We start from the raw sequence: 21,069 nt of genomic DNA, 5'->3' as shown, positions 1-21,069 counted from the left end.
AAAATATCAATCAGCGCATTAGTATACGCTAACCCAATAATCTGTGCCTTGTAGAAATAACGATCATTTGTCATTATCTCTACAGGTCGTTACAACGCTGGTTTATATAATCCTAGGTCAATCATCAATCTTATAAAGGAGATTACGATGGCTAAACGCATTCAGTTTGCAGCTCATGGTAATGCCGATGTACTCGAGCTAACTTCATTTACCCCCGCCCCTCTAGGCGATAACGAAGTACAGGTTGCCAATAAAGCCATTGGCATTAATTATATTGATACTTATGTGCGTAGCGGATTATATCCAGTAGAGCATTTCCCAAGTGGCTTAGGAACTGAAGCTGCCGGTGTTGTGATTAAAACAGGCGCTCATGTTACTTCACTTAAAGAAGGGGATAGAGTTGTATATGCACAATCTCCATTAGGCGCCTACAGCGATACGCATAATGTACCAGAAAATAAAGTAGCTCGCCTGCCTGATAATATCTCTTTTGAACAAGCCGCCGCCTCTTTTTTGAAAGGATTAACGGTTTATTATCTATTCAATGAAACATACAAATTACGTGCAGGGGAAACCTTTTTATTCCATGCAGCGGCTGGTGGCGTCGGGCTAATTGCCAGCCAATGGGCGAAAGCGATTGGCGCTAAAATGATTGGTACAGCAGGCAGTGATGAGAAAGTGGCTAAAGCTAAGGCCGCAGGTGCATGGAAAGTGATTAACTATCAAACTGAATCTATTGTTGAACGTGTCCTTGCGCTCACCAATAACCAAAAAGTACCCGTTGTGTATGATTCTGTTGGCAAAGCAACTTGGTTGGATTCGTTGCACTGTTTGCAACGCCGAGGCTTAATGGTCAGTTTTGGTAACGCTTCTGGTGCGGTAACAGGGGTTGATTTAGGTATTCTTAATAAATTGGGTTCACTTTATGTTACTCGTCCTTCTATTTCCGGCTACATTACGACGCGCGAAGAGTTAGATGCAGCAAGTGAAGCACTATTTACGTTAATTGGTCGTGGTAAAATTGATGTCAGTGTGCCAGATAATCAGAAATTTGCATTAGCTGATGCTAAAGCCGCACACCGTTATCTTGAAAGTCGTCAATCTCAAGGTTCAAGTCTATTGATCCCATAGTTTTTAAAGTTTACAAGTATAAAAAATCCATCTTTATTAACTGATTAACTAAATAGTTGATTAAGCAATTTGAGTAAGATGGATTTTTATCACGGGTTAAAAAGGACTATTTTTCGGTCACAAACTTGAGCGCATTCTCTAGCACGGTTAAATCAGCACCTTGTTTGTGGGCATTTTCACTTAAATGACGGCGCCATTGTCTTGCCCCAGGAATACCTTGGAAAATTCCCAACATATGGCGGGTGATATGACCTAAATAAGTGCCTTGTGAGAGCTCTTTTTCAATATAAGGATACATAGCTTTTACGGCAGCGACGGCATTAGTAACAGGTAACTGATTATCAAAAAGCACGTGATCCACATGAGACAATATTGATGGATTTTGATAAGCCTCGCGACCTACCATAACACCATCCATATATTTTAAGTGCTCCTGCGCCTCTTCTAGTGACTTAATTCCCCCATTAATTGCCATAGTGAGATGCGAGAAATCACGTTTTAATTGATAAACACGAGGATAATCTAAAGGAGGCACTTCGCGGTTTTCTTTGGGGCTTAATCCCGATAACCAAGCTTTGCGAGCATGAATAATAAAGGTATCGCAGTTATTATCACGGCTGACGGTATCAATAAAATCACATAGAAATTGATAACTATCTTGGTTGTCGATGCCAATACGTGTTTTTACCGTCACAGGAATATCGACCACATCACGCATAGCTTTCACGCAATCTGCAACGAGTTGTGCTTCACCCATTAAACAAGCACCAAAGCGTCCATTTTGTACCCGATCAGAAGGGCAACCTACATTTAAATTAATTTCATCATAGCCACGCTCTTGTGCCAATTTTGCACATTGCGCTAACGCTTGTGGATCACTGCCGCCAAGCTGTAATGAGATCGGGTGCTCTTCGTTGCTATATTTTAAATAATCACCTTTGCCATGAATAATGGCACCTGTTGTGACCATTTCAGTATACAGCAAAGTATTTTTGGTAAGCTGGCGAAAGAAATAACGGCAATGGCGATCAGTCCAATCGAGCATAGGTGCAACAGAGAAGCGATTCAAATTATCTGTTCTTTTATTATCATTAATAGGGTGATTTTCTGTTGTTTTATTGCGTTCTGTATTTTCTGACATGCTGTAATTCTTTCGTCGATTTAGATGGCGACTACCCTGATGAACATAAAGGTAGAAATAAAGGAGTAGTATAACATAGCAAGTTGTTAAGTATGATACAGCCAGAAAGATAAGTATTAAAGATTAAAGTAGATGCATTTTGGTCAAGTTATTGCTACTTGCTACGCCATTTGCTTGATGGAGGAATGTGTTTAGTTCGATATGAGAGGGGCGACTAATACACAGTATATTATCTTAATAATTAAATTTATCTCAATGCTATTAAAAATGAAAATAGCCAATGCTCAAAAATCTACGTTATAAAACAAAAGTAAAAATAAAAAATAGAAAAGGAGCATTGGTTATGAATATTGAAAGGAAAATACTAGTCAAACTAAAAAATATACATTCACTTGATCAAAATAAAAAACTATTACGCTCTGGTTACCATAATCAATATAATACATTTTTATCTAATATTTCTTTTGTTCCAGTATTATCGTCATCACAATTACCACCTAAAAATCATCTTTCTCTTACATCAAATCATTTAAATGATTACTATTATTTAAATTTACCTAATGATAACACATATACATTAGATGAAATTATTAAAATATTAAAACAACATCCTGATATAGAATATGTGCAAAAAATTCCAAAATTACCTGTACAGCCACCTAATATTACGCCGGATTTAACTCGCCATCAGCATTATTTAAAAACCCCAAAAATAAAATCAAATGAAATAAACGGGTTAGGTATTATAGACGCTTGGAATAAAAATGCTTATGGGCAAGGTATACAGGTGGCCGATATTGAGTGGGATTTTGATTTATCACATCCCGATTTGTTAGCTAATAATATCACGCCACTTTTTCCTTTAACTGAAAAAACCGATCAAGCCGACCATGGTACGGCAGTGGCGGGGTTAATTATGGGGAAAAAAGACGGTAAAGGTATTACTGGGCTTGCTTATAAATTAGATATGTTTTATGCCATATCAGAATTAAGTAGTGGTCGTATTGAAGCAATTATTGCCAGTAAACAGAAATTACACGCGGGTGATATTGTTTTATATGAGATGCAGACAGTTTGTGAACATCATGCTTATGTTCCTGCTGATTATGAAATGCATATCTGGGAGGCAACTCGTACATTAACAGAAGCGGGGATTATTGTGATCATGGCTGCCGGCAATGGGGGGGTTGATCTCGATTTACCTTTTTATGATAGCTATCGTCAACGTAGCGATAACCACTCTATACGTGTCGGTGCGGGCTCGCCTTATACGCTAAATCGTTTACCTTTCTCAACGCATGGCTCCCCCATTCATGTGCAAGCATGGGGAGAAGATGTGACTACTGCCGGATATGGTGATCTTTTTCATGGTGATGGGAATAACAAATATACGGCTAATTTTAGTGGAACATCATCAGCCTGTGCATTAGTCGCGGGGGCGGCTGCAGTTATTCAATCTTGGTATAAAGATAAAACCAACACGGTATTAACGCCAATAGAGATGCGAGAGCTACTGATTAAAACAGGAACCTATCCATCATTAAATGAAAAGATTGGCCCTTTGCCTAATGTGAATAATGCCATCTTACATTTAAAAAATTTAATCCAATATAATTAATAGAAAGGATACCTTCTATGGCTTAAGACTATGGAAGGTATTTTTAGTATTTATCTTGCTGAAAATAATCTTTTTTAAGTCTGTTTTAGACTTGAAAATACCGCGATAGAATGATTTGTGATAAAAAATTTATTTAATCATAAATTAAAATAATTTATTAGTATTTATGCTTATTATTAATTATTTGATTATATTATATTTTTTGTTTTTTATAACAAAGTCTAGAGTTATGATGAAAAGCTTAAAAATGAATAGTTTTTCATAAGAAATGTACCTTTTTGCTTTCAATTTTACCTCACTACGTTTATCATTTGCCCCTTGTACTATACATACGGCGTTGCTGGTTTTGGGCTTCTGTGGAGCATACTGCTCCGGCAGCTCACACAGTCTTTTCCGGCGGCGGTTCTATCTGCATTATTCTTCGGGATAGAGTATTACCTTAAATGACTGAGAAAACATCTCTGACACCACTAGTCGAATTAAAATCCTTAAGTAAAGGTTTCGACGGAAAACAAATCATTTCCCGCCTCGATCTGACTATCAACCATGGCGAGTTTTTAACCATACTCGGCCCTTCAGGCTGTGGTAAGACGACGGTATTACGTTTAATTGCGGGCTTAGAAGACGCGGATGATGGGCAAATTATCCTAGATGGACAGGATATTACCCATATTCCAGCAGAACAGCGTTTTGTAAATACCGTTTTCCAAAGTTATGCCCTGTTTCCCCATATGACCGTATTTGAAAATGTGGCTTTTGGTCTACGTATGCAGAAAACACCTGCTGCAGAGATCAATAGTCGCGTTATGGAAGCGTTACGTATGGTGCAACTGGAGGACTTTGCCCAACGTCGTCCTGCTCACCTTTCTGGTGGTCAACAGCAACGCGTCGCGATTGCACGGGCGGTGGTCAATAAGCCGAAGGTATTGTTGTTAGACGAATCATTGTCTGCTCTGGATTACAAATTACGTAAGCAGATGCAAAATGAGCTAAAAGCCTTACAACGAAAACTGGGGATCACCTTTATTTTCGTCACCCACGATCAGGAAGAAGCACTGACTATGTCAGATAGGATCGTGGTAATGAAAGAAGGGCGTATTGAGCAAGACGGCACGCCTCGAGAAATCTATGAAGAGCCAACTAACTTATTCGTTGCTCAATTTATAGGTGAAATCAATATCTTTGATGCACGTGTCCTACATCGTATTGATGAGACACGTATTAGAGCGGATGTTGAAGGGCACGAATGCGATATTTACACGCAATTACCTGTTACTCAAAATCAGCAACTGAAAGTGTTACTCAGACCAGAAGATCTGCGCGTTGAAGAGATACACGATCTTGAAAACCTTCCGGGACTTATCGGTTATGTTCGTGAACGTAACTATAAAGGCATGACGCTAGATTCTGTTGTTGAAATGGAAAATGGCAAGATGGTGATGGTGAGTGAATTCTTTAATGAAGATGATCCGGATGTTGATCACTCGTTAGACCAAAAGATAGCGGTAACTTGGGTTGAGAGCTGGGAGGTCGTGCTGGCTGATGAAGAAAACACGTAAACTATTTCAAAACATCGTTATTACTGGTGTTGTGGGTTGGTTAATGGTGTTCGTCTTCTTACCGAATATCATGATCATCGCCACCAGTTTTTTAACCCGTGATGATGCGAATTTAGTCGAGATGGTTTTTACGCTCGATAACTATTATCGCTTATTTGATCCAATGTATGCAGAAGTATTACTGCACTCTATTAATATGGCATTGGTAGCGACCTTAGCTTGTTTAATATTAGGTTATCCTTTTGCTTTTTTTCTGGCAAAAATACCTAAGAAAATACAACCATTACTGCTGTTTTTATTAATAGTTCCCTTTTGGACTAACTCACTTATTCGTATTTATGGGTTAAAGATTTTTCTCAGTACGAAAGGCTATTTTAATGAGTTTCTATTGTGGATAGGGCTTATCGATAAACCGCTAAGGATCATTTATACCCCAGAGGCGGTAGTATTAGGGTTGGTTTATATTTTATTACCTTTTATGGTTCTGCCACTCTATTCCAGCATTGAAAAACTGGATAAACCCTGTTTGGAAGCGGCTCGAGATCTCGGTGCGAATAAATTACAGACCTTTATTCGTATTATTATCCCATTAACTATGCCGGGGATCATCGCAGGTTGTTTATTGGTAATGTTACCTGCCATGGGCTTATTCTTTGTGGCGGATTTAATGGGGGGCGCGAAAAACCTACTTATTGGTAACGTAATAAAGAGCCAATTCTTAAATATTCGCGACTGGCCATTTGGGGCAGCTACCAGTATCTGTTTAACACTGGTGATGGGGTTAATGCTATTTGTGTATTACCGAGCCGTAAAACTACTGCATAAGAAGGTAGAAATAGAATGATAGGACGGTTATTGCGGGGTGGATTTATGTCCATCATTTACGCGTATCTTTATATCCCGATTATCATTCTGATAGTTAACTCTTTTAACTCATCACGTTTCGGGATCAACTGGAAAGGCTTTACCACTGACTGGTATACCATTTTATTAAATAATGACAGCCTGCTACAAGCTGCAGGGCATTCATTAACGATGGCAGTCACCTCAGCAACCTTTGCGACGTTGATTGGTTCATTGGCTGCGGTGGCGCTTTATCGCTATCGTTTTCGTGGTAAAAAGTTTGTTGGTGGTATGCTGTTTGTGGTGATGATGTCGCCAGATATTGTGATGGCGATTTCATTATTGGTTTTATTTATGCTATTAGGCATTTCCTTAGGGTTTTGGTCATTACTGGTGTCGCATATTACCTTTTGTCTGCCTTTTGTGGTGGTCACGGTCTATTCGCGACTCAGTGGTTTTGATGTCAAAATGCTTGAAGCCGCTAAGGATCTAGGGGCGGGTGAATTTACTATTTTACGTAAAATCATTATGCCATTAGCGATGCCAGCAGTAGCCTCGGGTTGGTTATTAAGCTTTACGTTATCGATGGATGACGTGGTTGTCTCCTCTTTTGTGACTGGACCAAGCTATGAAATTTTACCATTAAAAATTTACTCAATGGTAAAAGTAGGTGTTTCACCGGAAGTGAATGCACTGGCAACCATCCTTTTAGGGCTATCATTAGTATTAGTATTAATTAGTCAGTTGATCTTACGAGATAGAACTGGCAAAGCGTAATTTAAAAGTATTAGTGCGAGTTTCTCGCACTTTTTACGGTCTTGATGACCAAATCTGTTGGAGGTAGGCGTTACGCCTATTTGATATTAACGCATCAACCACTGAAGGAAGCCTAAATGAAAAAGTGGTCCTCTGTACTTGCTGCCAGTGTAATGGCATTAAGTATTGGTACAGCATCGGCTGATGATGGTAAGACAATCTATTTCTATAACTGGACGGAATATGTACCGCCAGGATTGCTGGAACAGTTTACAAAAGAGACTGGGATTAAGGTGATTTACTCCACCTACGAATCTAACGAAAGCATGTATACCAAATTAAAAACCTATAAAGACGGTGCTTATGATTTGGTGGTTCCTTCAACTTATTTTATTTCTAAAATGAGTCATGAGGGGATGCTACAGAAGATTGATAAATCAAAGCTCAGTAATTTTGATAATCTTGACCCAAGTTTATTACATAAATCATTCGATCCTCAAAATGACTACTCAATCCCTTATATTTGGGGAGCGACTGCGATAGGGATTAATAGTGATGAAGTTGATGTAAGTAGCATTACTTCATGGGCTGATTTATGGAAACCGGAATATAAAGATAGTTTACTGTTAACGGATGATGCACGTGAAGTATTCCAAATGGCTTTATTAAAATTAGGCTATTCAGGTAATACCACAGATCCAAAACAGATTGAAGAAGCCTATAAAGAGTTACAAAAGCTGATGCCTAATGTACTGGCTTTTAATTCGGATAATCCTGCCAATCCTTATATGCAAGGAGAAGTGAATCTAGGGATGATCTGGAATGGCTCTGCATTTATTGCGCGAGAAGCCGGTGCTCCTATTGAGTTGGTATGGCCAAAAGAGGGCGGTATCTTCTGGATGGACAGCTTAGCTATTCCTGCAAATGCAAAAAATGTTGAAGGTGCGCATAAGCTTATCGACTTCTTATTACGCCCTGAAGTTGCTGCAAAAGTGGCTGAAAATATCGGCTATCCAACACCTAATTTAGCGGCACAAAAATTATTGCCAAAAGCTATCACAAAAGATAGCTCACTTTACCCTAGTGAAGAGATTATCAGTAAAGGCGAATGGCAAAATGATGTGGGTGAAGCGACGGTTTTATACGAAAGTTATTACCAAAAACTGAAAGCGGGTCGTTAATTAAGTTTATCAGTATCAAAAAGCCACCGTTAAACGGTGGCTTCTTATTTTGTATAGAAAAAAGAGAACATTATCATTAAATCAACGATAAAATAGATGACAGTGTGTATTTGAACCGAAAGGATAAATAAGTTAAGGGCGATTAGTGCCATTTTTTATACAAGCCTCGGCAATCAGCAGGCTGTTTTTTTCTTGTATATTTCGTTGTTGCTCAATATTAATCATATAGTTACTTTGTAAGAAATAGCTGATATGAACATCAAACTTTTCAGTAATTAAATAAACAAACTCAATACTGATCCTATTTGTTCCTCGTTCATACCGTGAAAGTTGTTGCTGACTTATGCCTAACTCTTTGGCAAATAGTTTCCCCGAATATTTTAAATTTTTTCGCAAGTGACGTATTCGTTGTCCTATACGAAAATTAATCGTTTTGCTGCTATCAATCATTTCATCAGCCTTAAAAATTCAAATCATTATTGATAAGAAAAAGTGAGACTGGCTAATCCGTTTGCTTTACCCGGTTTTAGTGTCCCAGTCGTGATATAGCGAGTTGACAGGTTTAATATGTAGTTTTCGTTGTTAGAAGTTGTTATATGGAGTAAACGTTGGTTAGGTTGTCCTATCGCACTGATATCAGGGCCATACACCACGGGAGTTGGATTATCATTAAAGAAAAATTGAATACCAATACCAGAAGCATCAGAGTCTGATGTCAGTGTGAGGATATCTGTATTATTAGAATAGGTAGACTGATCGGTCATGCTGGCATATAAATGCACATTACTATCGCATGTAACAGAGATGGGTTTAGCCTGACTTTTTGATGTTGAACCAATGGCTGCCATATCTCGCATTGAGATATCACCTAATTCATAGGTGAGATTTTTGGTATTTACGGTACAGCCTCGAGCTTTAATAGTAATAGTGACGGGGTTAATTGCTACGATAGAGGTATTATTGCCTTTATGGCCTCCACCATATTCAGACCATGTATTGGCGATAACTGTATATGGAATGTTATAAACGCCAGTCTCAAGATGTTTATCTGTCACCACAAAGACGACTTTGCCTTTCAGTGAAACGCGATCCACATTATGGTTAACGGTAGAGCCTACTGCAGGATAAATCACCGTTGCACCCGAACCGTTATCAACATCAATAGGTACGTAAGCAACACTATCATTGTTATCTTTTAAACCAAAAGCATAGCCAATACCTTTAACTCCGGGGAGTGAATAAACAGGATAACGATTACTACCTTCGTAATAGTAGATCCCGCTAATTTTTGAACCAGTAGCATTAGCATAGAGGGTTTCAACCCAACATTTTTGCAAAAATTTCTTCTCACATTTGAAACCATTATGGACAGAGGTTTCACCTATCCAAGTTGATGTGATGGGCGTTCCTGCGGGAGTACCATCGGCGGCACCATCAAAATTCATAGGTGGAGGGGTTACCACTAATGGATCTGCAATAGCCCATGCCATTTGGCTCGGGATACAAAGAAGAGAAACCAGCAATGTGAAGAAAGAAAAAGAGCGTGTCATTATTGGTACTCCAGTAAAAAGGTTGCTGTTGCATTCGCCGATCCGGCTTGAACAGGAAGTTGAGTCGCTACATAGCGAGCATAAAATTGCAGGGTATTATCTTGGTTAGGCAATAAGGTATAAGACTGGCTTTTATCGTTAATATCGATGGAAGCTCCTGAGTTATCCATAATGGAAATGGCAACTCCCTTGGCACCCGTTGCATCAATGGCGAGTAAGGCGTTATCAATAGGATCGGCACGACCATTAAAACTGACCTTCACAGCACTGGCTTCAGGTTGGCAATCGACTAATTTAATACTAAAAGGGATAACAGGCGTACGTTGTTGAGTTATCGTCGTAGAAATAAAATCTTTTGTGGCGATTTGGCCTAATTTTACGGTAATACGTTTTGAGTTTGTCTCTACCGTACATGTGTTTCCTGTTACTCTGGCATTAATGTGTACCAATGTATCGTAAGCAGATCCCTTAGTGGTAAACAGTAATGACAACGCTACAATAAGCATTAATTTGTGCATTATTGGCACTCCTGTGTCATTTTCACAAAAGGTTCATCAAGTTGAGAGGCGGGTAATTGATAGTTCACTTGACAGTATTGAGAGGCATTATGCCCCCAGCGGATCTCTAATTTTCCTGAATCAGGGACACCCGATAAGTAGAGTAAGCCATCATCGCCAACAATACCGGACAGATGATTTTGTTTATCAGTTGCTATTGCCCCAAAAGGGAGTGGGCGACCTTGGTGTTGTAGCGTCAGTAATAAGCGATACCCTTTTTTAGCATCAAACTGAACTTTAATGACGGCGCCTTGTGTTGGGATCACCTGCTTAATGTTTTGCTCAATTTCAACATTATCGGGTAATGCGGTGGTGTCTAATGCCACTCGATTTTGTCGATAAGCGGTAGCATAGGGAATAACGGCAAACCCTCGCCAGTCAGTATAAACCCCTGTCGCATTATCAATCGGTACATCCGCAGTATTACGAGCATCTACTAAAATGGCATTAGCGCTTAAGGGTTGGCTTAAGGTTAATCCGCCACTATGGAGTAGCATACCTCCAGCGAGGCTATAGTTAATTTGTTGAGCATCTTGATGATAGTTATAGCTAGCATTTAAATTGCCATAGCGACTTTGATAACCCAACGCCGCACTACCGGTATAGTTTCCGCCTTGATTGCTATAACCTTGTTGAACACTGTAATTAAGGGTATTGTCTTCCAATAATGTACCAGCAATCCCCGCATTATGTGTCGAGTAACCGTTATTATTGTGGCTGTAATTATATGTGAGATAAGTGCTATTGATGGATTGATAACTTGTCGGCATTAGCAATTGTAATGGGATAGAAAGACCCACAGACAATGTTTGGTCACGCTGACCACTATTCATCATTCTGTTATAACTATAAATGACGTTATAAGAGAGCCCTTTAATATTGCCATTGTAGCCGGTTTGTACTAGGACATTTTTCTCATTAGTTCCCCAATAATTTTGCCAGTTGGTCATCATAAAAATAGAGCCATAATCCCCCAGTTGTTGTGATAAATTAATTTGTAGGCTCCCTTTCTTGCGATTATGCAAATTAAAATAACTCAACGGTTTTTTTTGATTATCTTCATACAGATAACCGGACATACGTGTATTTAATGTCTCATCTAATGTGTAAAAACCCGAAGTAGAGTAACGATAACCGAGCAATTGAAAGTTTGTGCCAAATTGGTTTAACGACTTGGCATAAAGAAAACGTAAAGAATAACCATCTGATGTTGAGTTATTTGGCAATTGGCTATGAGCAAAGGTGATATCGGTAGAGAAGGCACCTAGGGTACCCATATTTTTACCTGCTCCTAGGGCATAAGATTGGTAATCTTTTGTTGCTAATGCACCGCCATAGACAGTGGTGTCATAGGGTAAGCCATAAATAAGATGACCTTGTATAAAGCGAGGTTTTTTATTTTGGTTATTTTGGCGTATTTCACCGGCTTGGATGACAAACTGTTTTTGGCCTTCTCGCTGTAAAATAGGTACAGCAGAATAAGGCACAACATAGCTGTGTTTGCTACCATCATTTTCTTCAATGGTGACATAGAGGTCGCCACTATTTGACGTTGGATAGAGATCACGGATTTCAAAAGCACCCGGAGAAACAAAGGTTTGATAAATCACATAACCGTTTTGGCGGATCACCACTTTAGCATTGCCTTTAGCAATACCTCTGACTACAGGTGCAAATCCTCTTTGGCTATCAGGTAGCATAGTGTCGTCACTTTCTAATGAAATACCTCGAAAATTAACACTGTCAAAAAGTGTTGATGAGGTATAACTATCACCAATTTGTAATTGGCTTCTTAATGACACAATATTGCGTTGCAGATAGGCATTGATATGGTTCCATTGGTTTTTCCCGTTTGACGAATTCCAAGTGGAATAATCGCGTAATCGCCAAGCACCAATATTGATCCCACTACGTAGATTTAAGTAGTAGCTATTATTATGAGAATTTCCCCAGCTATTAGCGCCACTAAAGGTGTAGTTTAAAATACCTGCTGTTATACCGTTATCCCATTTTTCTGGTGGAATATAACCGCGTGCTTTCAAATCTAACGCGGCTTGAGGGACTTGAATATTTAAAGCTTGTTTCTCAATATCATAATTAACAACAGAATCTGGAATGATTTTTTCAATATCAATACATTCATTTGCCGAGAATTTTTCAAAATCAGCAAATAGTTTAATATTGATCCCGAGTGATTGATAATAATCTCGATTTAAACAAGGAATAACATGGTTATCTTGACTAATAAAATGAATATTTTCACTACGCAGATACTCATGATTAAAAACAATATCAAGAAGATAATCACCGGGTTTAATGCGGTTGCCTGCTTCAAAATAACTTAAATCGGTGACGGCATCAGGAGAGTCAGCCAAAAATGCAGGATTAAATCGGTTTGCGCTATATGATGAAAAGGACAGCGTCAATGACAATGCAATGACACTTGGAAAGAGAAAATAAACGATATCTTTATTAGTATTCTTATTAACCATGGTTTTTGACCAACAGGGTTGAAAAAGATGCTGTGATTAATGAACGATTTCTTTTTTTAAAACAGGAGCCTGTGCGCCATAATCATTAATGGTTTGGAATGAAATGGTATTAGCATTCTGATTAACTTTTCCTAATGTTAATTGTGAAAATGGGTTAATCATAATACTTGAAGGAAGTTGACTGTCGGCTGCAGCTAAATTGACCATAGTAATATGATAAGGTGTTGGATTATGGGCAATTAACTCCCCATTTTTATAGGAAAAAGTCACTTCATTGGCATATTTTTCAGTATAAGCGGACAATCCACTAGGACGGTAGAAAAGCTTTATCCGACTCTGGATGGCAATTTGTAGTGTATTTTCATTAGCAAGCTTTTCATCTAAAGAAGGAATAGCTTTGACATTCATCCAAAATAAACTTTCGCGATCTGCAGGTAAAGGTTCACCTGTATACATAATTCTTAAAGCATTCTCTTTATTAGCGTCAAGAATATATAAAGGAGGGGTAACAATAAAATCATTATTTTTATTACCTTGATTATCAGATACCCATGATTGAATTAGAAAACTATTCTCTTTATCTGAATTAGTCACAACAAGATTAGTTTGTTTAATATTAGAATTATAAATAATACGCGTAGCACCTAATGAAACACCATTAGAATAAGCAATAAGTGGGAATAAAAAAATAATAAAAGCAAATATCTTTTTCATAATAAATATTTATTAGCTAATGAATATGGAGTAATAATACTTTTGATAAAAATAGGCCGTCCTTGGCGATAAGACATCAATCAAAAGTGATGAAGTGATTAAGAGTAAGTCACCATAAAGTTAGTTGTAACGTTTGCGCTACCTGCCTTCACTGTATCATCAGTGGAAATAAGAGAAGCGTTATAATTTAATTGGTTTTCACCTTCGATTAATTTTTGAGTTGAAGAAGGTTGTCCTGGAACAACATTTTTGCTGCTTGAATCGGTAATTTTTAACGCTACATTGGTTGCTGCGCCACTGCCTTGTAATGCGAATGCAGTTGCATCACCATCAGAAGCTGTACCGTTAAAGGTAATTGCTGCTAATGATGAAACAGTAATATCGCAGTTATTTAATTTAATGCTAAAAGGAATACGTCCTGTTTCATCACCTTTTTTAGTGAATTCAGCGACACGGAATTGACCCAAACGAACAGTTTGGTTACTTGAACTACTATCAACACCACAAGCAGCATTAACGACAGAACCTTCAAAGTTAATAGTACCACCATTAACTGTAACTTCTGTTGGTGCTGGTGTACCAGTATCTTCTGCTAGGGCAGGTGTAGCAATTATGGCCATTGCTGAAGTAATAATTGCAGATAATAATAACTTTTTCATTAAATGTTCCTATATTTTCAATATATATTTAATACTTAGCTTAATAAAATAAGCTAATATTTAATTCTGTTTTTATTATTAATAATAAAAAACAAGGATTAAATTATTTTTGGAAAATGCCAAATAAGACTATTTTATTTATTAAAACAAAAGCGAGTGATAGCAATCTTCGTGAAAACGAATAAATTGCCATATATTCACTTAAGTCAAATTTACAAAAATTATAAATGTGGTAAAAAAAATAGAGAAATCGTTTTAAACGATCGTTTTTTGCTGGTTTTATAGATAAATTCTATTAATATCTGCTCAACTATCGGTAATATTTAATTGTTAAAAAATAGAAAAATATATTACTTTGTCTAATGTTTTGTGAGTGATTTTTTATCTGATTGATATTGCTTGGTTTTTTATTTGATTTTATTACATCTATCTTATCATTTATCTGATATATCGTAAAAAGATAGCGTACTTATACTTATAAGATGATGTTTCATAAAATGTATTTTATGGACAGTTTTTTTATAAAATGAAACCAAAAATGGCTTTTTGTTAAGCAAAAAAGCACGCTGAAAGGGGGCATTTAAGTAAATTTTAAAATGAAAATTTATTATTTGTAAATAAAATAGAAATATTGTTTATTCATTTTTATTGGAAATTACAAAGCGTATTTTTATCGTATAAAAATAAAAGATACTTTTATTACTCGTATTGGGAGTAAATCAATATATTTAATTTGCTATATTAATTGTAACAAAATGTTTCATTTTCGAGTGCGCTTCTTCTATAGGGAGTGAGTAATTCAAGCAATTATCCCGATTCTGTTTTACTATCGGCTATATAGAGAGAAACTTAAATCTGAAGGTATAAACATGATTTCCAGTACATCAAAAGGAACACTCTATGGCATTGTGGCGATATTCCTTTGGAGTACCATTGTTGGGTTAATTCGCAATATCAGTGAGTATTTTGGTGCGGTAGGGGGTGCTGCGCTGATTTACACAACGGGAACGCTATTTTTGATTTTGATCTTAGGGGTGCCTAAGTTATCTCTTTTTCCTAAGCGTTACCTTGCTTGGGGGGCACTTTTATTTGTTAGCTATGAAATCTGTTTATCGTTAGCGCTAGGATTTGCTAGTGATAGAGCACAAGCTATAGAGCTTGGCATGGTTAACTATTTATGGCCCAGCTTTACACTGGCATTAGCGGTATTCTTAAATAAACAGCGATTCTCTATCCTATTGATAGTGGGTTTATTATGCTCATTCAGTGGGCTTGTTTGGGTTGTTAGTGGTGATAATCCACTGACAATAGAAAGCTTATGGAATAATATTTGTCGTAACCCTCTCAGTTATATTTTGGCGTTTATCGGCGCCGTGTTATGGGCATTTTATAGTAATGTGACTCGTCTTATTTCGGGAGGACACAATGGTATTGTGCCTTTCTTTTTCTTAACAGCATTGGCACTTTGGGGGCAATATATTTTTTCTGCTCCAATCGAGTGGGTGGTTAATGTAAAAAGTATCTCACTGTTACTTATTACTGGGGCTGCGATAGGGTTAGCTAATGCAGCGTGGACGGCAGGAATGATCAGCGGTAATGTGACATTATTAGCGACGCTTTCTTATTTTACTCCGGTAATTTCTACGGCTTTTTCATCCCTACTACTCTCTACAGCACTCTCTTTTTCATTTTGGCAAGGCGTTATGATGGTGACAGGCGGCTCTTTAATTTGTTGGTTAGCGACTCGTCAAAAAATGACAAAAATGCCAAAAACGAGCAAATCGAATGTAAAACAGGGTTCTTAAGTCAAATTTTCGTGCCAATTGGGGGTATTTGAATAAATACTCTCGATTTTAAAAAAGTCTCATTGGTATAAGTTGAAATTTTTTCACTATGCGACAAGGCTAATATCCGCTTATCTATATTACTTATAAGTTAAAAGATCTAACTTCTATTTAGAAGCTACCTATATGATAAGAACAAAGGGATTGCTATGAAACTTGAGACACTTTCTGTTCACGCTGGTTATTCACCTGATCCAACCACCAAAGCTGTTGCGGTGCCTATTTACCAAACCACCTCTTATGCATTTGATGATACGCAACATGGTGCTGATCTATTTGACTTAAAAGTACCTGGCAATATCTACACGCGTATCATGAACCCAACCAATGATGTATTGGAACAACGCGTTGCCGCCTTAGAAGGAGGGATTGCAGCAGTTGCTGTGGCATCGGGTATGGCCGCGATTACTTATGCTATCCAGACCATTGCACAAGTGGGCGATAACATTGTGTCGGTTGCGAAACTCTATGGTGGTACATATAACTTAATGGCACATACTTTTCCCCGTATCGGTATCGAAGCGCGTTTTGCCCCCCATGATGATCTGCTGGCACTTGAAGCGTTAATTGATGAGAAAACCAAAGCGGTATTTTGTGAATCTATCACTAATCCAAGTGGTAATATTGTTGATATTCAAGCTCTCGCCACTGTGGCTCATCGTCATGGTGTCCCTTTAATTGTTGATAATACGGTAGCAACGCCTTACCTATGTCGCCCTTTTGAGCATGGTGCTGATATTATTATTCACTCACTCACTAAATATATTGGTGGTCATGGTAACTCTATTGGTGGGATCGTCGTTGATTCAGGTAAATTTCCTTGGGCTGAACATAAAGATCGTTTTGAAATCCTCAATACACCGGATGTCTCTTATCATGGGGTTAATTATGTTGAGCATTTTGGTGCGGCTGCTTATATTGCGCGATGCCGTGTTGCTCCATTGCGTGGAACAGGAGCCGCCCTTTCGCCATTTAACGCCTTCTTAATTCTTCAAGGTCTAGAAACATTAGCGTTACGTATGGAGCGTCATACTGAAAATGCGCAAAAAGTTGCTGAATATTTGCAAAATCATCCTCAAGTTGTCTGGGTTAAATATGCAGGTTTAACCAGCCACCCAGAGCATGATTTAGCAGTACGTTATATGTCAGGTAAACCTGCTGGTATTCTCTCTTTTGGTATCAAAGGCGGTGCCGAAGCGGGTGCGAAATTTATCGATGCATTGAAATTGATTGTGCGTCTTGTCAATATTGGTGATGCTAAATCCTTGGCTTGTCATCCTGCATCAACCACTCATCGCCAACTCAATGATGAAGAGCTAGAACGCGCGGGGGTTTCTCGTGATTTAATTCGACTTTCAATTGGTATTGAACATATAGACGATATTATCGCTGATCTAGAACAAGCATTAAACGCCAGTTTTTAACCGTTATTAATAATAGTTAATTAATAACGATTAAGTAATAGTAATTTAATTAATAATAGAAAGGCCTTCTTTAAATTTAAAGAGGGCTTTTTATTTTAAAACAAACAAATAATCGCTCTTTTAAAGGAGTGTTTAATTTATTCTCTATGAGAGAAAGTGTGTTTTATTGCGTTACCACATTATTGAAATATCTTAATGACTATTTATCCTTATTTTTAATTGATAATTATCAAGTTCTCTTTTTTTGTTGTTAATTAAATATTTTATTGAGATCAAAACTATAAAATAATTTTATTATTTAAAATTAAATTTGGTTTTAAATAAAGTAATGTGAAGTTGACGACATTATTGGCATATAATAAGGCTCACTCTAATAGTGCTTGATTTTGATCAATAAGGAACATACCGACTGGTCGGTATTATCCTACGCATGAATACAACCGCACATCACCGAAAAAAAGATCCTATCCGCGTCCAAGAGCAGTTATTAGAAGCGGCAAGTATTATTGTGGCGAATGAAGGAATTGCTTCTTTATCTTTAAATGCCGTAGCCAAAGAAGCGGGTGTCAGTAAAGGCGGATTATTGCACCATTTTCCTGGGAAGATAGAACTGATACAGGCGGTATTCAAACGCTTACTCGGTATTATGGATAAACGAATTGCGTTAATTATGGCCAACGATCCGATAGAAGCAGGGCGCTTTTCTCGCGCTTATTTAACCTATATTTCTGATCTCAAACAGTCAGATGAAAGTCGCCAATTGGCAATACTTTCTTTAGCTATGCCTAACGAGCCAATAATGCGTCAATGTTGGCGTGATTGGATGTTAGGCCATTTAGCCAAAGGCGATAAACTTGATAATAGCTACTTAGGTACGTTAATTCGTTATGCTGCCGATGGCCTTTGGTTATCAGAACTCACAGAAGGCCCTACGATTTCACAACAAGAGCGTAGTGCATTAGTTGAAAGATTATTAAAAATGACATTTGAATATATGGCCGACACAGCAAATCAGTCATGTTAATTAGGATGAATGAGGGCACAATGAAATACAGAATAAATGCCTCAATTTATTACGACGCAACGGATGGCGCGATATCGTTAGAAAAAGGTGACGTTGATACACATCTGTCTATTACCGCTAATGCGTTACTCTTTTATTTTATTCAAAATCCCGGTGTAGTAAATCGTGATGAAGTATTAAAACGCGTGTGGGATGACAATGGGCTAGTTTCTTCAAATAGTAATTTAAACCAATATTTAAGTTTATTGCGTAAAACATTTCGTCATTATGGTATTGAAAATATTATTGTCACTATCGCCAAAGGGCGACTAGAGTTTAATCCTGATATCTCTGTTGAATTAATTGATGACTCAACACTGTTACCTGTTACGCAAACAAATGAGCACGAAGGTGAAGCAAATAAAAGTAATATCGCATCACCCATTGAGACATCGTTATCATCGGAGCCTGATAATCTAGACAGTGAATTAGAAAAAGAGCCTCAATTATCGGTAACATCGCCACAAAAACCAGAAATTTGTTGGTATTTAGCCAGTATTGGTTTTTTATTTGGCGCCATATTTCTTGTGGTGATCATCTTTTTAAATCAGCATCAATCCAAGCCTATCACATTAACACCTCTCACCCATAATGATTGTGAATTACTCTCTAACGAGGCCATGATTAACTCCTCTGTCAGTGATAATTATATTCGCAATTTTGACGCTGTAAGAAAGAAGCTTAATTTACAGTGTGTGAAAGGGGAGCGCTTTGTTTTTTTCTATGGTGATAAATTACAAACTAATGGCTTAGGGCGTGTCTTTTTAGCGCATTGCGCTAAGAACGAAGATAATCCATTTAGCTATTGCGATAATTACTTTTACTATTCTTGGAAATACTAATGAAAATCTCAGGGAAACTTTTATGTTTTTTATCGGCCCTGATTTTTATCTTGGTCGCCACTTATGCAGCAACAAGATTATTAACTATCAAAAATGAAGGTATGATGGTTTGTTCAACAAAGGGCATTATGCGCTTTGAAAATATGGAAGATGAGAATGTGAATGGCAATATTCATTTCTCTTTTGGCGCTAATGGCAAAGGCTCTATTGTGGTTGAGGGGTATACCACCTCTAAAGCGGGTTGGCTCTATTTACAACGTTATGTGAAATTTGATTACACCACAAAGCGGGTTTCCCCCACCGAGCGTCACTATTTTGTCAGTCAATGGGAGTCTAGTGCCTCCTCAATTGATGAGTCTCCCGATGTTATTTTTGATTATTTTATGCGTGAAATGTCAGATAGTCATGATGGATTATTTATTAACGCACAAAAGCTAAATGAAAAAACGTTATTACTCAGTTCGCTCAATTCCCCACTCTATATTTGTACCTTAAAACCCGGCAGTAAATTCGATTAAAAATCCACATTACTTTCTCGCTCAATAAATATTGGGCGAGCGTTGCGACGTATTCTTGCGAATATTCCCTCTCTCATACTGTCCCCCCATCGACGGAAACATTGACTATTTATGCCTGCTAAGGACGCCGCATAATGAGTTCGGCTTAAGACATAAAGGGCTAACCTAGAAATAGCACTTTTTGTATATAGACTAGATTTAGCTTTTTCTCATCCTTGAGCTGGCATTGAAATATTAGTGATATCCCGCACATCTTTCCCGCTGATTTGTACTGCCTTTTTGCACCTTTTCAACATCCTTCTAACAAACTTAAATTGTCTTTTTTTTCATCTTCTTTGCGTGTTTTTTTATAAATTTAAACAGATAAAAAAAGGCAATTAACAGCACAGATAAATAAAAATAAGGCTAAATAAGCATAAATATCAGAATATAAAACTATATGTTTATCTTTTATGGATTTATATGTTGTTTTTATTTTTAGCCGTTATAGTGAATTTGAAACCAAGGTCTGCGTTTAAAAAATCACCACGCAGACATGATGGGTAACTGTAAACCGTTAAACGGCTTCCTGGAGGAAATAAAAATGGGTGATGCATTAGGTCTGATTGAAACTAAAGGGTTAGTGGCATGTATCGAAGCCGCTGATGCGATGTGCAAAGCCGCCAATGTTGAATTGATTGGTTATGAAAACGTTGGTTCAGGTCTCGTGACTGCGATGGTGAAAGGCGACGTAGGGGCAGTGAAAGCTGCGGTAGATTCAGGTGTGGAATCAGCGCAACGGGTGGGTGAAGTCGTCACATCACTTGTGATTGCTCGTCCTCACAATGACATCAACAAAATTGTTATCAAACACAAGGCATAGTCTTTGCCTTAGGAGAACGTATGGGTGATGCATTAGGACTTATTGAAACTCAAGGGCTAGTGGCATGTATTGAAGCCGCTGATGCGATGTGCAAAGCCGCCAATGTTGAATTGATTGGTTATGAAAATGTTGGCTCAGGTTTGGTCACTGCAATGGTAAAAGGCGATGTGGGTGCCGTTAAAGCCGCTGTAGATTCTGGCTTAGAAGCGGCTCAACGTGTAGGTACGGTGGTCACTTCATTAGTCATCGCTCGTCCACATAACGATATTCAAAAAATCGTTGCCCAGTACAAAGTGACTGAATAACGAAGGAAAT

At 37.8% G+C, this 21,069-nt stretch carries 20 protein-coding genes; 13 read left to right on the top strand and 7 right to left on the bottom strand.

Annotation, left to right across the window (positions count from 1 at the left end; translation table 11 throughout):
- Positions 1-147 precede the first annotated feature (147 nt).
- Positions 148-1,131 carry an NADPH:quinone reductase gene (locus AACQ49_RS06430; RefSeq protein WP_004245895.1) on the top strand — a complete coding sequence of 328 codons (984 nt, stop codon included), beginning with the start codon at positions 148-150 and terminating at the stop codon, positions 1,129-1,131.
- Between the two features lie 106 nt (positions 1,132-1,237).
- Here the strand turns inward: AACQ49_RS06430 and dusA are convergent, their stop codons facing one another.
- Complete coding sequence (gene dusA, locus AACQ49_RS06425) at positions 1,238-2,272, bottom strand: tRNA dihydrouridine(20/20a) synthase DusA (protein WP_049219003.1); 1,035 nt, start codon at positions 2,270-2,272, stop codon at positions 1,238-1,240.
- A 343-nt stretch (positions 2,273-2,615) separates the two neighbouring features.
- Between dusA and AACQ49_RS06420 the strand changes: the two genes are divergently transcribed.
- The 5 genes from AACQ49_RS06420 (at position 2,616) to potD (ending at position 8,229) form a co-directional block, all read left to right on the top strand.
- Positions 2,616-3,890 carry a S8 family peptidase gene (locus tag AACQ49_RS06420; RefSeq protein ID WP_223878647.1) on the top strand — a complete coding sequence of 425 codons (1,275 nt, stop codon included), beginning with the start codon at positions 2,616-2,618 and terminating at the stop codon, positions 3,888-3,890.
- Positions 3,891-4,333: 443 nt separating this feature from the next.
- The gene (potA, locus tag AACQ49_RS06415; RefSeq protein WP_004245891.1) at positions 4,334-5,449 is read left to right on the top strand and encodes a spermidine/putrescine ABC transporter ATP-binding protein PotA; all 1,116 of its coding nucleotides are present in this window, start codon (positions 4,334-4,336) and stop codon (positions 5,447-5,449) included.
- On the top strand, positions 5,433-6,293 hold the full coding sequence (gene potB / locus AACQ49_RS06410) for a spermidine/putrescine ABC transporter permease PotB (RefSeq protein ID WP_129623613.1): 861 nt from the start codon (positions 5,433-5,435) through the stop codon (positions 6,291-6,293). Before potA ends, potB begins: the two co-directional genes overlap by 17 nt.
- Positions 6,290-7,069, top strand: coding sequence for a spermidine/putrescine ABC transporter permease PotC (potC, locus tag AACQ49_RS06405; protein WP_004245888.1), 780 nt, complete (start codon positions 6,290-6,292; stop codon positions 7,067-7,069). The genes potB and potC overlap by 4 nt, the downstream gene beginning before the upstream one ends.
- Positions 7,070-7,185: 116 nt before the next feature.
- A complete protein-coding gene (gene potD, locus AACQ49_RS06400) occupies positions 7,186-8,229 on the top strand; it encodes a spermidine/putrescine ABC transporter substrate-binding protein PotD (RefSeq protein ID WP_004245887.1) in 1,044 nt (347 codons plus the stop codon).
- Between the two features lie 132 nt (positions 8,230-8,361).
- On the opposite strand, the gene AACQ49_RS06395 is transcribed toward potD, so the two are convergent.
- The 6 genes from AACQ49_RS06395 to AACQ49_RS06370 form a co-directional block, all read right to left on the bottom strand.
- Positions 8,362-8,679, bottom strand: a complete 318-nt coding sequence (locus AACQ49_RS06395; protein ID WP_004245886.1) for a helix-turn-helix domain-containing protein — start codon at positions 8,677-8,679, stop codon at positions 8,362-8,364.
- A gap of 26 nt (positions 8,680-8,705) precedes the next feature.
- A complete protein-coding gene (locus AACQ49_RS06390; RefSeq protein ID WP_004250113.1) occupies positions 8,706-9,779 on the bottom strand; it encodes a fimbrial protein in 1,074 nt (357 codons plus the stop codon).
- Complete coding sequence (locus tag AACQ49_RS06385; RefSeq protein WP_004245882.1) at positions 9,779-10,297, bottom strand: fimbrial protein; 519 nt, start codon at positions 10,295-10,297, stop codon at positions 9,779-9,781. The genes AACQ49_RS06390 and AACQ49_RS06385 overlap by 1 nt, the downstream gene beginning before the upstream one ends.
- Positions 10,297-12,828, bottom strand: coding sequence for a fimbria/pilus outer membrane usher protein (locus tag AACQ49_RS06380; protein ID WP_161778943.1), 2,532 nt, complete (start codon positions 12,826-12,828; stop codon positions 10,297-10,299). The genes AACQ49_RS06385 and AACQ49_RS06380 overlap by 1 nt, the downstream gene beginning before the upstream one ends.
- Positions 12,829-12,864: 36 nt before the next feature.
- The gene (locus AACQ49_RS06375) at positions 12,865-13,542 is read right to left on the bottom strand and encodes a fimbrial biogenesis chaperone (RefSeq protein ID WP_036977012.1); all 678 of its coding nucleotides are present in this window, start codon (positions 13,540-13,542) and stop codon (positions 12,865-12,867) included.
- Positions 13,543-13,640: 98 nt separating this feature from the next.
- Entirely contained in the window at positions 13,641-14,201 is a 561-nt protein-coding gene (locus AACQ49_RS06370; protein WP_004245878.1) for a fimbrial protein, read from the bottom strand.
- Positions 14,202-15,070: 869 nt separating this feature from the next.
- On the opposite strand from AACQ49_RS06370, the gene yddG reads away from it, so the two are divergent.
- From yddG to AACQ49_RS06335, 7 genes are all read left to right on the top strand, one after another.
- The gene (yddG, locus tag AACQ49_RS06365; protein WP_004245877.1) at positions 15,071-16,006 is read left to right on the top strand and encodes an aromatic amino acid DMT transporter YddG; all 936 of its coding nucleotides are present in this window, start codon (positions 15,071-15,073) and stop codon (positions 16,004-16,006) included.
- A 188-nt stretch (positions 16,007-16,194) separates the two neighbouring features.
- The gene (locus tag AACQ49_RS06360) at positions 16,195-17,469 is read left to right on the top strand and encodes a bifunctional O-acetylhomoserine aminocarboxypropyltransferase/cysteine synthase (RefSeq protein WP_004250120.1); all 1,275 of its coding nucleotides are present in this window, start codon (positions 16,195-16,197) and stop codon (positions 17,467-17,469) included.
- Positions 17,470-17,899: 430 nt separating this feature from the next.
- Positions 17,900-18,493 carry a TetR/AcrR family transcriptional regulator gene (locus AACQ49_RS06355; RefSeq protein WP_004245875.1) on the top strand — a complete coding sequence of 198 codons (594 nt, stop codon included), beginning with the start codon at positions 17,900-17,902 and terminating at the stop codon, positions 18,491-18,493.
- 20 nt (positions 18,494-18,513) lie between these two features.
- The gene (locus tag AACQ49_RS06350) at positions 18,514-19,374 is read left to right on the top strand and encodes a transcriptional regulator (protein WP_017827350.1); all 861 of its coding nucleotides are present in this window, start codon (positions 18,514-18,516) and stop codon (positions 19,372-19,374) included.
- On the top strand, positions 19,374-19,892 hold the full coding sequence (locus AACQ49_RS06345; RefSeq protein ID WP_004245872.1) for a FidL-like protein: 519 nt from the start codon (positions 19,374-19,376) through the stop codon (positions 19,890-19,892). The genes AACQ49_RS06350 and AACQ49_RS06345 overlap by 1 nt, the downstream gene beginning before the upstream one ends.
- A 583-nt stretch (positions 19,893-20,475) precedes the next feature.
- Positions 20,476-20,754, top strand: coding sequence for a BMC domain-containing protein (locus AACQ49_RS06340; RefSeq protein WP_004249182.1), 279 nt, complete (start codon positions 20,476-20,478; stop codon positions 20,752-20,754).
- A 20-nt stretch (positions 20,755-20,774) separates the two neighbouring features.
- A complete protein-coding gene (locus tag AACQ49_RS06335; protein ID WP_004245870.1) occupies positions 20,775-21,059 on the top strand; it encodes a BMC domain-containing protein in 285 nt (94 codons plus the stop codon).
- The last annotated feature ends 10 nt before the right edge of the window (positions 21,060-21,069 follow it).

Origin of the sequence: Proteus sp. G2675 (genome assembly GCF_963886535.1) — a bacterium.
Classification (GTDB): Bacteria; Pseudomonadota; Gammaproteobacteria; order Enterobacterales; family Enterobacteriaceae; genus Proteus; species Proteus mirabilis.
The sequence above is the reverse complement of the archived record's forward strand: the minus strand, read 5'-3'. Positions and strand labels throughout refer to the sequence as shown.

Excerpts from the sequence above, each read along its gene's own strand:
- AACQ49_RS06430 (WP_004245895.1), top strand. The coding sequence starts at position 148 with ATGGCTAAACGCATTCAGTTTGCAGCTCATGGTAATGCCGATGTACTC.
- dusA (WP_049219003.1), bottom strand. The coding sequence starts at position 2,272 with ATGTCAGAAAATACAGAACGCAATAAAACAACAGAAAATCACCCTATT.
- AACQ49_RS06420 (WP_223878647.1), top strand. The coding sequence starts at position 2,616 with ATGAATATTGAAAGGAAAATACTAGTCAAACTAAAAAATATACATTCA.
- potA (WP_004245891.1), top strand. The coding sequence starts at position 4,334 with ATGACTGAGAAAACATCTCTGACACCACTAGTCGAATTAAAATCCTTA.
- potB (WP_129623613.1), top strand. The coding sequence starts at position 5,433 with ATGAAGAAAACACGTAAACTATTTCAAAACATCGTTATTACTGGTGTT.
- potC (WP_004245888.1), top strand. The coding sequence starts at position 6,290 with ATGATAGGACGGTTATTGCGGGGTGGATTTATGTCCATCATTTACGCG.
- potD (WP_004245887.1), top strand. The coding sequence starts at position 7,186 with ATGAAAAAGTGGTCCTCTGTACTTGCTGCCAGTGTAATGGCATTAAGT.
- AACQ49_RS06395 (WP_004245886.1), bottom strand. The coding sequence starts at position 8,679 with ATGATTGATAGCAGCAAAACGATTAATTTTCGTATAGGACAACGAATA.
- AACQ49_RS06390 (WP_004250113.1), bottom strand. The coding sequence starts at position 9,779 with ATGACACGCTCTTTTTCTTTCTTCACATTGCTGGTTTCTCTTCTTTGT.
- AACQ49_RS06385 (WP_004245882.1), bottom strand. The coding sequence starts at position 10,297 with ATGCACAAATTAATGCTTATTGTAGCGTTGTCATTACTGTTTACCACT.
- AACQ49_RS06380 (WP_161778943.1), bottom strand. The coding sequence starts at position 12,828 with ATGGTTAATAAGAATACTAATAAAGATATCGTTTATTTTCTCTTTCCA.
- AACQ49_RS06375 (WP_036977012.1), bottom strand. The coding sequence starts at position 13,542 with ATGAAAAAGATATTTGCTTTTATTATTTTTTTATTCCCACTTATTGCT.
- AACQ49_RS06370 (WP_004245878.1), bottom strand. The coding sequence starts at position 14,201 with ATGAAAAAGTTATTATTATCTGCAATTATTACTTCAGCAATGGCCATA.
- yddG (WP_004245877.1), top strand. The coding sequence starts at position 15,071 with ATGATTTCCAGTACATCAAAAGGAACACTCTATGGCATTGTGGCGATA.
- AACQ49_RS06360 (WP_004250120.1), top strand. The coding sequence starts at position 16,195 with ATGAAACTTGAGACACTTTCTGTTCACGCTGGTTATTCACCTGATCCA.
- AACQ49_RS06355 (WP_004245875.1), top strand. The coding sequence starts at position 17,900 with ATGAATACAACCGCACATCACCGAAAAAAAGATCCTATCCGCGTCCAA.
- AACQ49_RS06350 (WP_017827350.1), top strand. The coding sequence starts at position 18,514 with ATGAAATACAGAATAAATGCCTCAATTTATTACGACGCAACGGATGGC.
- AACQ49_RS06345 (WP_004245872.1), top strand. The coding sequence starts at position 19,374 with ATGAAAATCTCAGGGAAACTTTTATGTTTTTTATCGGCCCTGATTTTT.
- AACQ49_RS06340 (WP_004249182.1), top strand. The coding sequence starts at position 20,476 with ATGGGTGATGCATTAGGTCTGATTGAAACTAAAGGGTTAGTGGCATGT.
- AACQ49_RS06335 (WP_004245870.1), top strand. The coding sequence starts at position 20,775 with ATGGGTGATGCATTAGGACTTATTGAAACTCAAGGGCTAGTGGCATGT.